Source organism: Nocardia sp. NPDC051463, from assembly GCF_040681975.1.
GTDB lineage: Bacteria > Actinomycetota > Actinomycetes > Mycobacteriales > Mycobacteriaceae > Nocardia.
Genome location: NZ_JBFBAB010000005.1, coordinates 218787 through 234893, shown reverse-complemented (window position 1 = coordinate 234893; position 16107 = coordinate 218787). Strand labels below are relative to the sequence as shown.

The 16107-nt window shown below is 65.9% G+C and carries 15 protein-coding genes; 3 read left to right on the top strand and 12 right to left on the bottom strand.

What is annotated here, in order from left to right; genetic code table 11:
- Window positions 1-77 precede the first annotated feature (77 nt).
- A complete protein-coding gene (locus tag AB0M74_RS10895; RefSeq protein ID WP_364904616.1) occupies window positions 78-1037 on the top strand; it encodes an AsnC family transcriptional regulator in 960 nt (319 codons plus the stop codon).
- 55 nt (window positions 1038-1092) lie between these two features.
- Here the strand turns inward: AB0M74_RS10895 and arc are convergent, their stop codons facing one another.
- A complete protein-coding gene (gene arc, locus AB0M74_RS10890; RefSeq protein ID WP_364904613.1) occupies window positions 1093-2853 on the bottom strand; it encodes a proteasome ATPase in 1761 nt (586 codons plus the stop codon).
- A 180-nt stretch (window positions 2854-3033) separates the two neighbouring features.
- Between arc and AB0M74_RS10885 the strand changes: the two genes are divergently transcribed.
- Window positions 3034-3546 (top strand): hypothetical protein, encoded by a 513-nt coding sequence (locus AB0M74_RS10885; RefSeq protein ID WP_364904610.1) that lies wholly within the window; start codon window positions 3034-3036, stop codon window positions 3544-3546.
- An 83-nt stretch (window positions 3547-3629) separates the two neighbouring features.
- Here the strand turns inward: AB0M74_RS10885 and AB0M74_RS10880 are convergent, their stop codons facing one another.
- The gene (locus tag AB0M74_RS10880; RefSeq protein WP_364904607.1) at window positions 3630-4463 is read right to left on the bottom strand and encodes a tRNA (adenine-N1)-methyltransferase; all 834 of its coding nucleotides are present in this window, start codon (window positions 4461-4463) and stop codon (window positions 3630-3632) included.
- Window positions 4464-4602: 139 nt separating this feature from the next.
- Here AB0M74_RS10880 and AB0M74_RS10875 point away from each other — a divergent pair, with 139 nt between their 5' ends.
- Window positions 4603-5454: a RecB family exonuclease gene (locus AB0M74_RS10875; RefSeq protein WP_364904834.1), complete on the top strand. Its 852-nt coding sequence runs from the start codon at window positions 4603-4605 to the stop codon at window positions 5452-5454.
- A 4-nt stretch (window positions 5455-5458) separates the two neighbouring features.
- Here AB0M74_RS10875 and AB0M74_RS10870 read toward each other — a convergent pair whose 3' ends face one another.
- The 10 genes from AB0M74_RS10870 to AB0M74_RS10825 form a co-directional block, all read right to left on the bottom strand.
- Entirely contained in the window at window positions 5459-5620 is a 162-nt protein-coding gene (locus tag AB0M74_RS10870) for a hypothetical protein (RefSeq protein WP_364904605.1), read from the bottom strand.
- A 157-nt stretch (window positions 5621-5777) separates the two neighbouring features.
- A complete protein-coding gene (locus AB0M74_RS10865) occupies window positions 5778-7004 on the bottom strand; it encodes a putative sulfate exporter family transporter (RefSeq protein ID WP_364904602.1) in 1227 nt (408 codons plus the stop codon).
- Complete coding sequence (locus AB0M74_RS10860) at window positions 7004-7138, bottom strand: hypothetical protein (RefSeq protein ID WP_364904599.1); 135 nt, start codon at window positions 7136-7138, stop codon at window positions 7004-7006. Before AB0M74_RS10860 ends, AB0M74_RS10865 begins: the two co-directional genes overlap by 1 nt.
- A 263-nt stretch (window positions 7139-7401) precedes the next feature.
- Complete coding sequence (hisG, locus tag AB0M74_RS10855) at window positions 7402-8253, bottom strand: ATP phosphoribosyltransferase (RefSeq protein WP_364904596.1); 852 nt, start codon at window positions 8251-8253, stop codon at window positions 7402-7404.
- 48 nt (window positions 8254-8301) lie between these two features.
- Window positions 8302-8565 (bottom strand): phosphoribosyl-ATP diphosphatase, encoded by a 264-nt coding sequence (locus tag AB0M74_RS10850; protein WP_040735712.1) that lies wholly within the window; start codon window positions 8563-8565, stop codon window positions 8302-8304.
- Between the two features lie 219 nt (window positions 8566-8784).
- A complete protein-coding gene (locus AB0M74_RS10845; RefSeq protein ID WP_364904594.1) occupies window positions 8785-10599 on the bottom strand; it encodes a choline/carnitine O-acyltransferase in 1815 nt (604 codons plus the stop codon).
- Window positions 10596-11429 (bottom strand): class I SAM-dependent methyltransferase, encoded by an 834-nt coding sequence (locus tag AB0M74_RS10840; protein WP_364904591.1) that lies wholly within the window; start codon window positions 11427-11429, stop codon window positions 10596-10598. Before AB0M74_RS10840 ends, AB0M74_RS10845 begins: the two co-directional genes overlap by 4 nt.
- A gap of 53 nt (window positions 11430-11482) precedes the next feature.
- On the bottom strand, window positions 11483-12346 hold the full coding sequence (locus tag AB0M74_RS10835; RefSeq protein ID WP_364904589.1) for an arpA protein: 864 nt from the start codon (window positions 12344-12346) through the stop codon (window positions 11483-11485).
- Between the two features lie 140 nt (window positions 12347-12486).
- Window positions 12487-13242 carry an HAD family phosphatase gene (locus AB0M74_RS10830; RefSeq protein ID WP_364904586.1) on the bottom strand — a complete coding sequence of 252 codons (756 nt, stop codon included), beginning with the start codon at window positions 13240-13242 and terminating at the stop codon, window positions 12487-12489.
- Between the two features lie 416 nt (window positions 13243-13658).
- Entirely contained in the window at window positions 13659-15356 is a 1698-nt protein-coding gene (locus tag AB0M74_RS10825; RefSeq protein ID WP_364904583.1) for a protein kinase, read from the bottom strand.
- Window positions 15357-16107: the final 751 nt, after the last annotated feature.

Genomic DNA, 16107 nt, shown 5'->3' with positions numbered 1-16107 from the left:
TCTGCGATCGCCGCGGCCAGCGAGACCCCCAGCACGAGGCGCTACGCCGGTATCCGACACTCACCTACCCTGGACCGGTGGAATCGGACACGCACCACCCACTCGACAATCTCGACCTGCAGCTACTGCACGCGCTGCAGATCGACGGGCGCGCATCGTTCAGCAAGATCGCCGAAGTACTCGGCGTCTCCGACCGCACCGTCGCCCGGCGCTATGAACGGCTGCGCGCCGCGGGAAAGCTGCGGGTGACCGGCGCGACCGACAGCGACCTATCCGGTGCGGCCCAGTGGGTGGTGCGGCTGCGCGTGCTGCCGCACGGAACCGAAGTCTTGGCCCGCGCACTGGCCCGGCGCCACGACACCGCTTGGGTCACCACAATGTCGAGCGGCACGGAGATCGCCTGTGTCTTTCATGTCCCCGACGGTGGGTCGGCACCACTGGCGGCGCTTGCCCGCCACCCACAGGTCCGCGACGTGTCCGCACAACAACTGCTGGCCCAACTGATGGACGGGCGTTGGCGTGGCCGCACCTCAGCGCTCACTGGCTCTCAGATCGATGCACTGCGGCCACCACCTGCGGACGAGGCTGCCAAGGTGTCCCTGATCGAGCTCGACCGCGCGCTGGTCCCGGCGCTCGCGGTGGACGGCCGCGCCACCTACCCCGACCTGGCGCGCAAGCTCGGCTGGTCGGAATCCTCGGTCCGACGCCGCCTGGAAGAACTGCGGCGCGCCCAGGTGCTGCGGCTCGACGTCGAAGTCGATCCCGTGGTGTTCGGCTACTCGACGCAATGCGTGCTCTGGCTGACCGTGGCGCCGGCCCATCTGATCGACGTCGCTCGCGCCCTGGCCACCGACGACGAAGTGGCGTTCATCGGCGCGATGACCGGTGTGCACAACCTGATCGTCATCACGGTACTGCGAGATTCGGCGGCCCTCGCCACCTACCTGACCGACCGGATCACCACAGTGAACGGCATCGTAGGCATGGAAGCGACACCGGTCACCTCCTATGCCAAACGGACCGCGCCCCGGCACTGATCGTCACACACCAAAAGGCCGCGCTCCCATGGAAAGCGCGGCCCTCGATCTCGACCTACAGGTACTGACCCGTATTCGACTCGGTGTCGATCGCGCGACTGGCCGAGGCGTTCTTGCCGGTCACCAGCGTACGGATGTAAACGATCCGCTCACCCTTCTTACCTGAAATGCGAGCCCAGTCATCGGGATTCGTGGTGTTGGGCAGGTCCTCGTTCTCGGAGAACTCGTCCACGATCGAATCGTAGAGATGCTGGATGCGCAGACCCGGGCTGCCGGTGTCGAGCACCGCCTTGATGGCGTACTTCTTGGAGCGGTCCACGATGTTCTGGATCATGGCACCGGAGTTGAAGTCCTTGAAGTACAGGACTTCCTTGTCACCGTTGGCGTAGGTGACCTCCAGGAAGCGGTTGTCCTCGCTCTCGGCGTACATCCGGTCGACGACCCGTTCGATCATCGCTCGGATGCACTTGGCCTTGTCGCCGTCGAACTCGGCGAGATCGTCCTGGTGTAGCGGCAGGAACTCGGTCAGGTACTTCGAGAAGATGTCCTGCGCCGATTCCGCGTCCGGCCGCTCGATCTTGATCTTCACGTCGAGACGACCGGGTCGCAGGATCGCGGGGTCGATCATGTCCTCGCGGTTGGAAGCACCGATCACGATGACATTCTCGAGGCCCTCGACACCGTCGATCTCCGACAGCAACTGCGGCACGACCGTGGTCTCCACATCGGAGGACACGCCCGATCCGCGCGTACGGAAGATCGAGTCCATCTCGTCGAAGAACACGATCACCGGCGTGCCTTCGGACGCCTTCTCCCGTGCCCGCTGGAAGATGATCCGGATATGGCGCTCGGTCTCACCCACGAACTTGTTCAGCAGCTCGGGGCCCTTGATGTTGAGGAAGAACGACTTCGCTTCTTTGGCATCTTCACCACGGGACTCGGCGATCTTCTTGGCCAGCGAGTTGGCCACCGCCTTCGCGATCAGCGTCTTGCCGCAGCCGGGCGGACCATAGAGCAGCACACCCTTGGGCGGGCGCAGCGCGTACTCACGGAACAGCTCCTTGTGCAGGAAGGGCAGTTCCACCGCGTCGCGGATCTGCTCGATCTGGCGACCGAGGCCACCGATGTCGGTGTAGTCGACATCGGGTACTTCCTCCAGCACGAGGTCTTCGACCTCCGCTTTGGGAATGCGCTCAAAAGCAAAGCCCGCCTTGGTATCCACCAAGAGCGAGTCGCCAGGGCGCAGCTTGCGAATGGGCGAATCGGGGTCGTCCATATCGTCGACCTCGGCGACCTTGGCAAGCGGACCCGCCAACCACACCACACGCTCTTCATCGGCGTGGCCGACGACAAGTGCCCGGCGGCCGTCGTCGAGGATCTCACGCAGGGTGCCGATCTCGCCGACCTTGTCGAAGTAGTTTGCCTCGACAACCGTCAGTGCCTCGTTGAGGCGGACGGTCTGGCCGTATTCGAGGGTCGTGGTGTCGATGTTCGGTGAACACGTCAACCGCATCTTGCGACCCGAGGTGAACACGTCGACCGTCTGATCCTCGTACACGCCGATCAGAACGCCGTATCCGCTCGGTGGCTGACCTAGCCGATCGACTTCCTCACGCAACGCGACCAGCTGCTGCCGCGCTTCCTTGAGTGTGTCCATCAGCTTGCCGTTGCGAATGGTCAGCGAATCGATGCGGGCTTCCAATTCCCGTGCATGATCCGGCGAATCGGCAAGTTGCCTTCGGAGTGCAGCCGCTTCGGCGCGTACCGCCTCGAGCTCTCTCCAGGCCGCCGAATCCGAATTCTCGATGGGGCTCATGTGCTGCTCCTCCCAGTCCCGGTCTATCAACGCTACCGGGCGTGAACTGTTCTCGCTTTCCGACATGGTTTCGTCGTGATCACATCTAGGCTGCGGCCAGCGGCCGGACGAACCATGTTAGCCTGCCCTAACCTGCTTCCGGCGACCTATTTCGCCGACTGAACCGAAAGGTTGCTGACGATGCTCCTTCCCGCCAGGACACTGCGCGTTTCCGTGGCTACCGCCGCAGCGGCCATCATCGTTACCCTCGGGCTGACCGCCTGTGGCTCCGACGACAAGTCCGACACCGCAACGGCGACAACCACCAGCGCGGTGGCCACCAGCACCGACCACGGTGCACACGGCGCCGCCACGGCGCCGACGGCCGACGAGTTGAAGGCGACCCTGGCGCTGATGGCCGACCCTGCCAAGTCGACTGCCGAGAAGACCGCGATCATCGTCGACGGCGACAAGCGGACCACCAATATCGACCAGATGAACCAGGCGCTCGCCGGCTACGGCACGCTCACCTTCGCCGTCACCGACGTCAAGGTCGAAGGCACCACCGCGACCGCACAGGTCGTCATCACCTCCCCACACGGAGCCGCCCCGGCCATGCCGATGACCTGGGAACACGTCGATGGCAAGTGGAAGCTCTCCGATGCCACTGCGTGCACCATGCTCGGCTTCGCCCAGGCGCCCTGCACGCCGTAGCGAGCACGGACCCGAGGCCGCCCTCGCCCGATACAACGGGACGAGGGCGGTTCTGTGTTCGATCGGTCATGTCGCTCGCTACATCAGCCCTTGGACGGCCTGCGCTGCGGCTTCGGCGTCACGGTGCCCTCGGCCAGGCGCCGTGCGCTCACCAGGAACGCGGTGTGACCCTGCATGCGATGTTCCGGCCGGACCGCAAGACCGACCACATGCCAGCCACGCACCATCGATTCCCATGAGCGCGGCTCAGTCCAGCACTCCTGCTCGCGCAATGCCTCCACGACTTTCGACAGCTGTGTGACGGTGGCCACATAGACGATCAGCACACCGCCGGGCACCAGTGCCTTACTCACCGCGGGCAGCGCATCCCATGGGGCGAGCATGTCGAGCACGACGCGATCGACCGGCGGACCGTCATAGGCCGCGACGTCCGCAACGGTCAGCGACCAGTTAGCCGGACGTTCGCCGAAGAACGTTTCGACATTGCGTACGGCGTGCTCGGCGTGGTCATCGCGGATCTCGTAGGAGATAACTTCGCCTTGCGGACCGACCGCGCGAAGTAGCGAACATGTCAGCGCGCCGGAGCCTGCCCCGGCCTCCAACACCCGCGCACCGGGGAACATATCGCCCTCGTGCACGATCTGCGCGGCGTCCTTCGGGTAGATCACGGCGGCGCCGCGCGGCATCGACAGCACATAATCGACCAGCAATGGGCGCAGCGCCAGATAGGGCGTGCCGTTCGTCGAGTTCACCACCGTGCCCTCGTCGGCGCCGATCAGGCTGTCGTGCTTGATCCCGCCGCGATGCGTGTGGAACTCCTTGCCGGGTTCCAGCACCACTGTGTAGAGGCGCCCTTTGGCATCGGTCAGCTGTACCCGGTCACCGGTGGTGAATGGCCCGGTCCGTCTGGCCGTCATGAATCTCCGTTTCGATCGGTCGATGCGGTCCTACAGTGTTGGCACCGGCGTGTCGGTACCGCCGGATAGCCTGCCAGGTATGCCAGTGCCCGTGACCACGCCCCCCGCCGACGCCGACCCGGCGCCCGTGCCCGGAGCGATGTCGGATCGCTCCCGGCCGGCATTGTCCCCTTCGCGCGCAATGGATTTCAAGCAGTGTCCACTGAAATACCGCTTCCGCGCCATCGATCGGATCCCGGAGCCGCCGTCGCGCACTGCCGTGCGCGGCACGGTGGTGCATGCGGTGCTGGAGGACCTGTACGGGCTTCCGGCCGCCGAGCGCGGGCCCGAGCGCGCCGCGCTGCTCGCCGAACCGGCCTGGGCCCGCGTGCTCGCCGAACAACCCGAAATCGCAGAACTCGTGGCCGACGCGGGTCTTGACGAATTCCTCGGCGAGGTGCGCGCACTGGTCGAAACGTACTACCGGCTCGAAGACCCGACCCGGTTCGACCCGGAATCCTGCGAGTCGAGAGTCGAGGTCGAACTCGACGACGGAGTACTGTTGCGCGGCTTCGTCGACCGCATCGATGTCGCGCCCACCGGTCAGCTCCGCGTGGTCGACTACAAGACCGGTCGCGCGCCGGGAGTGACGCAGGAGGCCAAGGCGCTGTTCCAGCTGAAGTTCTACGCGCTGGTCGTGCTGCGCACCCGCGGCATCCTGCCCACCCAACTACGACTGATCTACCTGGCCGACGAACAGCTGCTCACCTACGCCCCCGACGAGGACGAGTTGCTGCGCTTCGAACGCACCCTCTCCGCGCTGTGGCAGGCGATTCTCGAGGCGGGCCGCACCGGTGACTTCCGCCCGAGCACCAGCTGGCTCTGCGGCTACTGTGCCTACAAAAACCTGTGCCCCGAATTCGGCGGCACACCCCCGCCATACCCCGGTTGGCCGGATGGCGGAACCCGCGAATCAGTGGTCGAGACGCTGGCCGACGCGGTCTCCGAATGAGCGCCTACTTCGTGCGGAACGACAGCAGTGCAACTAGCGCGCCGCCAGGGGATCCGAGCACATAGACTGCCCCACTCAACACCAGCACGCCCACCATGTCTCCCGCGGCGGCCAGCAGATTTCGAATTCTCCACCAGGAGCGGCCCGTTTCGACGCCGACGTCCATCACTGTCCTCCGATATTCACCTGACACCGCAGTGCCCCAGACATCTTCCGATACTGTCGGCATCCAGTGTCGGGAATGAATCATGAACATTTCGTGAGCAATCGACCGCTGGTCACCGCGGCCGCACCCACCGACAAATGGCTGCGGCACGCGCCGGTCACACCGTGAAATTGTGGAACAGCAGCACCGAAAGAACGAGGCCGACAAGAAGATTCACCACAACAGCCGAACCGAAGACCGCAATCGGGCGCCAACCCGCTTCGCGCAGGCCGCGCAGCGAGAACTCCAGGCCGATAGATACGAACGCGAAGATCAGAAACCAGGTGCGCAGGTCGTTGATGATCATGATGTGGGCCGCACCGGTCTTCTTGTCCACCGACTGCAGGTAGAGGGTGCCGATAACGGAGGTGGCCACGAAGCCGATCACGAACTTCGGAAACCGCCCCCAGAACTGCCCGAGCGACGGCCGCGCCGCGCCCGCGCCCCGCTCCACCCGCAGGGTGAAGTAGGCAGTCAGCGCGATCGCGACAACGCCGATCAGTGCGTTCTGGGTGGTCTTCACGATGGTGGCGATCTGTAGCGCCTTCTCCCCCGCGATGGCGCCGGAGGCGGCGACGGCAGCCGTGGTGTCGATATTGCCGCCGATCCATGCTCCTGCCACGGCGTCCGACAGTCCGAAAACATCAGCGAGCCACGGCAATACGAAGATCGAAGGCAGCGCGAAAATGATCACCAGCGACGCGGCATAGGCGATCTGCTCACGTCGGGCCTGCACCGCGCCCGCGGCCGCGATTGCCGCGCTCACGCCGCAGATCGACACCGCGGACGACAGTAGGGCACGCAGTTTGTCGTCGAGCCCGAGCCGACCGCCCAGCCACCAGGTGAAGGCGAACACCGAGGTGATCAGCAGCAGCGCCTGCAGGATCGATGGACCCGCGGCGGTCATCAGAATCTTCAGGTTGATCGATGCGCCGAGCAGCACCACACCGGTCTTGATGAAGAACTCGGTGCGGAAGCCGGCCGAAATCCGTTCGCGCAGGTCGAGTTTGGCGAGTATCCCATTACCGAGCAGGCCGATGGCGATCGCGTAGACCGGGAACTCGATAGACCTGGCAACCCGCTGGAGCGGAGTGTCGAGGGCCCAGCGCGGCACATGGGTGTCGACGTAGCGGGTGAGCGCACCGAGCAGGACGACGACGGCAATGCCTGCCACCACCTCCGTCACCGTCGGGCGGGCGATCGCCTGCAGCGCAGCGGTTTCCGACCGCAGCGGGGCACCGGTGTCCGGCTGCGCAGGGGCGTCGTTTGTCGCCGCAGGCTGCTCGGTGTCGATCGTGGTGTCATCTTCGGCTGCCGCAGGTACATCGGCATCGACCTCCGACATCACGGCACCAGCCAATCCGGGATGACGCCGCGGAGAACCAGCGCAATGAGGGCCAGTCCGACAATTGCCGCCAACCAGTCCTCACTCCACGCGAATGTGCTGCCCGAACGTTCCTCAGGCGGTGTCTGTGACACGGTGTGCTCCTTGCGTTCCTCATCGAAAGGCCGCACGATAGCAACGTTCGAAGAGGCAACACACCGGTTGCGTTCACCGTGAATTAATCACCCGGACAAGACAAAACGACCGCGTGTGTCCGCAAGACACCCGCTCACGGCCCCGAACGCTCGGCAACTCGGACGCACCGAACGGCCGATGCGATGGCGACGAAATCGCGCGCATCGGCCATTCTCGGGCAGCAAACACGACCCAGACCGCACCCACGCCCGATCGAGGCGCCTCAGAAGGCGCGGCAGGACCGGATATCGGTGGCGAGAATCGCCTTGGCACCCAACTCGGCCAGCTGATCCATGACCTCGTTGCCCTGCTTACGCGGCACCAGGGCACGAACAGCGACCCACCCGGGATCGGTCAGCGGCGAGACCGTCGGTGACTCCAGACCCGGCGTGATTTGTACCGCGGCGTCCAGGAGCTCCTTCGGGCAGTCGTAATCCAGCATCAGGTACTGCTGTGCGAACACCACGCCCTGAACGCGCGCGATGAGCTGGTTGCGCGCGCGGTCCTTCTGATCGGAGCCGGTGCGTTCGATCAGCACGCCCTCGGAATCGCACAGCGTCTCACCGAAGGCAACCAGATTGTGCTGACGCAGCGTGCGCCCGGAGCCGACCACATCGGCAATGGCGTCGGCGACGCCGAGCTGGATGGAGATCTCGACCGCGCCGTCGAGGCGGATCACCTCGGCCTCGATGCCGCGGGCACGCAGATCGCTGAGTACCAGGTTCGGGTAGGAGGTAGCGATGCGCTTGTCGTAGAGTTCCTCGACCTTCCATTCGCGACCGGCCGGGGCCGCGTAGCGGAAGGTGGAGCGGCCGAAGCCGAGCGAGAGCCGTTCCTGGACGGTGGCACCGGAATCCAGCGCGAGATCGCGACCGGTGATGCCGAGGTCGAGCTCGCCCGACCCGACGTAGATGGCGATGTCCTTGGGCCGCAGAAAGAAGAACTCCACCTGGTTGGCCGGATCGAGGACGGTCAGGTCGCGGGAGTCGGTGCGCTTGCGGTAACCGGCCTCCGACAGGATCGAGGTGGCGGATTCGGACAGGGCGCCTTTATTGGGGACTGCGACGCGCAGCATGGGGAGGGTGTCCTTTCGGAAGGGAGAAACTACGGAATCCGGCGACCGTCACAGATGTCGGTACACGTCTTCGAGCTTCAATCCGCGGCCGACCATCAGCACCTGGACCCAATAGAGCAGTTGCGAGATCTCCTCCGCGAGCGACTCGTCGCTCTCGTGCTCGGCGGCGAGCCACACTTCACCGGCTTCCTCGAGCACCTTCTTACCCTGGCTATGTACGCCTGCGTCCAGCGCAGCGACAGTCCCCGACCCCTCGGGGCGGGTAACTGCACGGTCCTGGAGCTCGGCGAACAGGGTTTCGAAGTTCTTCACGAGAGGTCATTCTTTCAGACCCGCACGCGGGCCCGTTGCCGTGGTCCGCGCGCACCGCTACGCCACCCGTGATCTCCGCCGACCGCCAGCTGCCCGGCAGGGCACCGGCGGCGACAGCCGACCGGACCCGTCATCCGCGTGTGCGCGTCACCGCACAGGTCACCGATGAGGTCCGGCCGCCGCCACACCACGACGGCCGGAGCATCGGAACCGGCCTGATCACGCGCCCGCGAGCAGCGCCTCCAGATCAGCGACAGCCGTGCGCAGATGGTCGGCGAAGGCATGCATCTCGTTAGCTACCGCGCGCGGCGTCGCGAGGTACAGATTCCACCGGTCCGGCAGCAGCACGTACGCGACGCCGATGCACTTGGGACTGGTGGACCCGAAACCGAAGTAGCGGATGTTGACCGACGGCGCCGAGCTGGTGCTCAGATAGTCGTCGCGCATGATCGTCCAGCCGGGACTGTCGTAGAGCGCGATCGGCGCCTCGACGCCGAGTTCGACGCCGCGGCGGCGTTGAATCCACTGCAGCTCCCAGAGGTGCTGTTCGGGGGCGTCTCCCGCCTGGCACTGTTTGGCCCGCTCGACGTGTGCGGCCGCCGCGGCCCGTGCTGCGGTCACCCGGTCGGCGGCAGCGGTCGCGGGATCCTGCATAGCGTCGACGAAGGCCACCAGCTGCGGGGTCACCACCCGCATCGCCTCGGTGCGGCCGTTGCGGTATTGGCGTGTCGCGATGGATTCGTAGGTGGCGCCGGTGAGACCTTTGCTGCGGCGATGGGCCAGCTGATAGCTCAACTGCGCGAAGGCATCCGGCGAGATGCCGAGCTGCTTGGCCCGCGCGGTGCCGAAGTTCTCGAAAGTGACTGTGGTGGTGGCATTCTCGGCGGCATACCGAGAAAAGGCCGCACCCGCCGCCGCGATATCGCCACGCTGGGCGGCGTCGAGCACGAACTCGATCGGTTCGACCGGGGGCAGCCCCTGTGGCTGTGCGCCGGACCGGTCGGCATGCTCTTGCGCGGGCTTTTCCAGCAGCGTGTCGACGAACGACAGGATGGTGGTGCCGTCCAACCCGCAGTGCTCGATATTGATGCCGGCCTGTCCGTCGCCGAAGACGATGAACGACACGGCCTTGTCGAACCACCTGTTGGCGCTGTCGCCGTGCAGCAGCTGATCGCAGGCCTGCAAGTCGTCGCGCGGGGTGAAGTCCTCCAGACACAGGCAGAACAAAGCGGTCTCGATGGTGTCCAGCGCCGCGATGTTGACCGGGTCGGCGCGCAACCCTTGTCTGCTCGCCGCCCATTCGGCGCGCGCCTTGGTGGTGAGATGCCCGACCGCGGTGTCGGTGCGGGCCGAGCGCGCGCCCGCCTTCAACACCTCGCGCAGACCGTCGGCGAGGTCGTCGAGCGAGTACGGTGCGCCGTCGGGCCCGATCACATCCATCCGGAACATGCTCCCGCGGAAGAACACGACGATGTGCCCGGCCTGCGAGGGCCCCGGCCATTCCGCGCTGTAGGGCACCCGTACGGAATCCTGTTCCGCGCCGGGAATCCGCGTTTCGGAGAACAGGTATTTGTGCTGCCACATCGTCAGCATCTGCCCGCGCTGGGTGGCGGGCGGGACGTCCTCGACGTCCAGCGCCAGCTTGTAGTCGACGGCGGCCGCGACGATCCCCGCCGCACGCTCCACCTGACCGGAAGCGGTCGAGGTGGCCAACGGTGTGTCGTCACGGAAGAGGAAGAAGAAGTTGGCGTTCAAGGCGATTCGATCGCGCCTGCCGAGGTAGCGCGACGGCCAGAACAGGTCCAGCCAGCTCCCGACGCCCGGGGTCGCGTCGTATTCCGCCAGCGCGGCGTGCAGAGTCCGGCCGGGGCCGTCCGCGCGGAGCAGGTCGGCGACAGCCGCCTCGGTCGTGGCGATTTCATCGGCGGTCAGCAGCGGTGCGCACCATGCCAGGAATCGGGCGCAGCTGTCCTCCAGCGTCGGCAGCGGCACCCGGGGCAGGTGTTCGTCGGCGGCGAAGGTGCGTTGACTCAATGCAGTTCCTCGGGGTCGGCGGGTTCGGTTAGTGGGCGGGAGAGGTACAGGTTGGCGTAGAGCCAGCCTTCGGCTTCGTGATCGGTGGTGTCGATGCCATTGTCGGACAGGGTATTCAGCACCTGCGTGCGTTCGGCGTCGGAGGCGAACCTGCGTTGCTCGAAGATGCCGGGCGCCTGCTCGGTGCGGTAGCCGAGCGCAGCAAGCTCCGCGGCCATCGGCTCGAAGCTGAACATGCGCAAGACGAAGTGTGCCATCCACGGCCGCCGGTGTGGGTGCGCGAGCACAACCCGGGACAAAGTCTTTTCGGTGACGTAACCGATACAGCCGGTGGACACGACGATATCCGCGGTCGCCAGGATGGCACGCTGCTGCTCGGTCGGGTCTGCGGCCTCCAGGTCGGCGTGCACGGTGTCATGCAGGAATCCGGCGGCGTCGGCATAGGCCAGGGCGGGCCCCGCGGCGTCCATGCCGATGAAGCGAACCTCGGACAGCCGGTCCTGCGCGGCCAGCCGCGCCCGATCGCTGGCGATGAGGGCGGTCTGGTCGCTTGCGGCCCGCCGGTAGTGCTCGGCGAGTTCGCCGATGGTGGTGTCCAGGCGCAGCAGTGCCGCATTGACGCCGTAGGAGCAACCGATGTCGAGCACCGTCGGGGTGCTGACCCGCACCGAGGCGCAGTACTCTCGAATCTGTTGCTGGAAGAACGGTTTCGCCAGGTCCGGAATCCGATAGTCGAGTTCGGCCATCCGGGCGTAATAGTCGCGGGGATCGGGACGGGTGTAGATATCGTCGAAGGAAGCTTTCCCGGTCGTGTGTAACGGCACTGGCACTAGTTCGTTCCTCTCGGGTCGAGCTCTGCACTGCCCAGGCAGCGTTCTTGTACTCAGTCGAGCAATCGGTCACCTCGCACGGCATCGGCCGCGGCGGCCAGGTGGTCGGGCAACACCCGCCCGAACAGCTGGCGGGTGCGCTCCACAGTGCCGATGACACCGGGACGATTCGTGTAGGCGAAGATCGCCGAATGTCGCTGCGTCCCGCCCTCGACCGGCGACACCCGGTGCAGCGAGAAGCGGCCCTTGAACAACTGCAGATCGCCGGGCCGCAGGTCCAGTCGCCGGATCAGCCGTGCTCCCGCGCCGGTGAGCACCTCACGCACGTCGTCGAGGTTCTCGGCGTCGGTCGCGCGGATATTGGGGCAATACTCGAAAACACCGCCCGCCTCGGCGGGTTGGGTCAGCATGCTGACGGTGAATTCGTTGGTGTCGAAATGCCACGGGTGCGACATTCCGGGCGCGACGACATTCAGACAGAGTCCGGCCAGCGGATCGGCGAATTCGTGCAGTTCGGTCAGCCCGAAACAATCCGCGACGAACCGTTGGAACACCGCGCTGGTGTAGAGGCGATGGATCAGCGCGTCGACCGGGATGCGATCGCGCGGCACGAAAGCATTTCCGCGGGTGAGCACAATCCGGCCCGGATGGTCTTCCGGCAGTTCGGTATCCAGCGGAATGTTGTAGGCATTCACCCGCTCGACCTCGTAATACGCCTCGGGCGCTATGGCCTCCCCCTGCGCACGCAGCGTCTCGATCAGCTCCGGTCGAATGAATTCCCGCAGCACAGTGCAGCCGACCTCGGCCAACTCCGCGCGCGCCCGCGCCACCGCATTCCGCCAGGAAGACCCCCCGGGGTCCACGAGCGAATATCGTGCCGTATCGACGATTTCATCCAGCACTCCCGTCGCTGCCATGGCGTAATCTTGGTGCAGCATTCGCAGACACGCCCGGGATTCGGAAAGATTGCCCGTGACTACGGTCACAACTATTAGCAGCACTCATTTGTGTTGCAGCACAGTAAATCTCACTAAGACTCTCCAGGCAGCGGCGACGCCTACCCGTCGGTCACAATGACGTCGGCCGAATTGTTGTGACGCAGAACAAGATCAACGCGGTCGGAATCTGCCGAACCCGCTGTCGCGTCACGCACGCACAGTGCGTCCTGCAGATCACCGAGAGTCAACCCGATCAGCGAATCACGGAACACGCGGCCCGGCAGCTGCGGCACCGGAATCTCGCACGGGATCACGATCACCGCGCAGCCCGCGGCCTGGGCGGCACGCGCGCCGGTCGGCGAGTCCTCGATGGCGATGCAGTTGCGCGGGTCGACGCCGAGCAGCTCCGCGGCGCGCAGATAGATGTCGGGTTCGGGTTTGCCGTTGGCCACCTCGTCGCCGCAGACCGACGCGTCGAAGAAGTCACGGCCGAGGGTGTCGAGCCCGAATTCGGTGAGCGAGCGTTTGGTGTTGGTGACCAGTGCCGTGGCAAGTCCCGCCGTCCGCACCAGAGCCAGCGCGTCTTTCGCGCCGGGACGCCATGGAATCGGGCCTGTCATCAGCTCGGCCACCCGCCGCTCCAGGAACTCGGCCGCGGCGCGAACAGCAGTGGCTGTGTGCGCGATACCGAGACCATCGAACATGATGCGCAGCGCATCGGGCCCCGAAGCGCCTATCAATGCGTGCCGCAGATCCTGGGTCATCTCATGGCCGTGCTCGCGCGCCAGCTCACGGACACCGACATCCCACAGCTTCTCCGAGTCCAGCAATGTGCCATCCATGTCCCACAGCACAGCCGCCGAGCGAGTGGTCATCAAACTATCCCCTTCCTGACGCCGACCATGAGCCCGAACCCGCGGTCAGCGAGCCGTTTCCGTGTCGAACCATCGGGAACTCGGCTCCATGTTCGGAATCAGGAGGCAATATCTGCTATTACCTGCGGGGAGGCGGAGTCGGGCGACTCCGCGATAGTACAACTCATCCCGATTCTCGAAGCACTCGCTTCGGTCGGACTCCCGTCGGTCTGGGCGTGAGCAATCGCACTTCCGGACAAAACCGCGAATACGGCCGTCATCAGACCGGTCATCACGCGTCGGATCTTCACAGCAATCCCACCCGTTCGAGGCTTGATGCCAAGCCTCCGACATCGTAACCAGAGCCGCCAGTCCAACCGAACCGATACTGCCGCAAGGAAACTCACGTCCGCGACCACCCTCCCCCAGCACCCCACCTAGGTCCCGGACGCGGAGACCAGCATTCGCTGCCCGTCGGGGACAACCTGGATCCATCGGTTCTCGACCCTCGTCTCGCCGGTCGTCATAACGTACGTCAGCGATGCGACCGCTCGGTTCTCACCATTCGGCGTGACCGGACCCACACTCACCGATCGCACCGAACCCCAGAACCTGGTGTAGGCGTCATAACCTCCGGTCTGGGCCTGATAGGCGGGAGACAACTGGGACCAGGCGGCGCCCACATTGCCGGGCAGCATCCCGTAGTAGCCCTGGATGAATTGCGCGATCCGTTCGGGCGTCGGCGGCCCGAACGGCGTAGAGGTGATGGTGGTGGCCTGCGGGCGGGTGGTGGTCGGTTTGACCGATGAGCTCGGCGTGACCGAGGCCGAGGACGGAGCGGTCGTCGGCTGCGATGCAGCGGACGGCTCCTGCTGAGCGGGCCCGATGGCGTTCGTCGACGGGTCCGCGGAGTTTTCCGCAGTGCCAGAGCGGGCGGCACCGGTCGGCGACCCGGCGGTCGGGCCGTCGGTGTCGTCACGGTTGGTCGAGGCCACGATCAGGCCGACCACGATGAGCACTGCGACGACCGCGATAGCCGCGACAGCAAGCAACCGCCCGCGCGACTGACTGTCTGCGGTGCCGCCGGGCAGCGTGCCGCCCGAGCGGCTCGGCAGCGCAGCACCCGACACCACGGCGGGGGCAATCGTCTCGGCGGCGCCGCTGGCATTGCCCGCCCCTGCGACGCCATCGGAGCCAGGGGCGGCCAGCACCGTCGTCACGTCCGCACCCGGAGCCGGCAGCGTCTTCGTCGGTGCCGGTGTCAAGGCCGGGATACGGCCCGCGGCAACGGCTTGCATGGCCTCCTGCGCCTCGCGCATGGTGGGGCGCGCATCAATCGTCGGCGCGAGCAGCCGCAGCAGCACCGGTCCGAGCGCGCCGGCCTGCTTCGGCGGCGGTATCTCCCCGCGCGCCACCGCATGCAGCACCGCCAACGCGTTGTCGCCCTCACCGAACGGCGGCGAACCCTCGACCGCCGCGTACAGCGTGGAACCGAGCGCGAATACATCGGAGGCCGCCTCGGGATTCTCGCCGCGCGCCACCTCCGGCGCCAGGTAGGCCGGTGTGCCCGCCAGGAAACCGGTCGCGGTGACAGTCACATCGCCGACCGCGCGGGAGATGCCGAAGTCGGTGATCTTCACCGTTCCGTCATCGCCCACAAGGAGATTCGCCGGTTTCACGTCCCGGTGCATGATGCCCGCATCGTGCGCGGCGGCCAGCGCACCGGCGGCCTGGGCGCCGATCTTGGCCACTTCCATCGGCGTAAGCGTGCGTTTGCCGGACAGTTTCGCCGCCAGACTCGGGGCGTTCATGTACTCCATCACCAGCCACGGCTGGCCATCCTCTTCGGCGACATCGAAGACAGTGATCGCATTCGGATGATGTAGGCGGGCCGCGATCCGACCCTCCCGCATCGCCCGCAACCTGGCCTCGATGGCGGCAGACTGCGACAGACCCGGCGCGAGCAGCAGTTGCTTCACCGCGACGGTACGGCGCAATCGGACGTCGGTCCCCCGCCACACAACCCCCATCGCACCGGTACCGATCGGATCCGTGATCCGATACCGTCCCGCGATCAACCGATCCGAGGTCATGGTGTTGTGCCCCTCCTGCTTGCCCGCCGAGTCGTCCAGCACTCCGCGCGTAAGCGGAAATCGTCCAAAATCCTACGCGCTGAAGTACATCAGCACCCGAATACAGCAGGACGACGGCATCCGCCGACTGCTTCGGATGCAGTTGCAATGCTCCCGACAATGTCATACCCAACTGACATACATCCACCGTCGTGGGCGTACTCCTACGAATCCGCAGGTCACCGCAGGCCCTGTCAGCAAAACAGTCCGGCGCGCCCCGGCTACGGAATTTCCCGGGACCGGCCAGGACCTGCACCGCGATCGCATATTTCGAGGCAATCACGACAATAGCCGGTCGAACGGCGCTGCGGCCCTATGGGATCCGATGCGTTGAGAATCACACCATCCCCTTCGGTCCGATCACAGAGAACGGCGCTGCACGGCGGCCGGGCCTCGCCCGGCGTGGCTGTCGCCGGACGCCGTGACATAGGGCGTCCGACAGCGGTCGGACGGCGATTCGCCCCTGCCCGCGGACGCGGGTGTACGGGCCGACTCGGCTCGACGACGCCCGCCGGCGAGCACGGGTTCGCGATTCGGGCGGTTGTCGTCGTCATCCTCGGCGTAGCGCACCGGCCGCAGGTCCGCTTCGGCGGCGATGGCCGGCCTCCCAGCGCGCCGACTGCTGCACGCCCGCGCGCTGTCGGCTCGCACCGACACCGATCGATCCGGTGCCTGGGCGGTGGCCGGGCGAATCGCGAGCCGAGTCGACCGACCGCAGACGCCACCCAGGTGCGTAAATTGTTCCCAGCGCTTT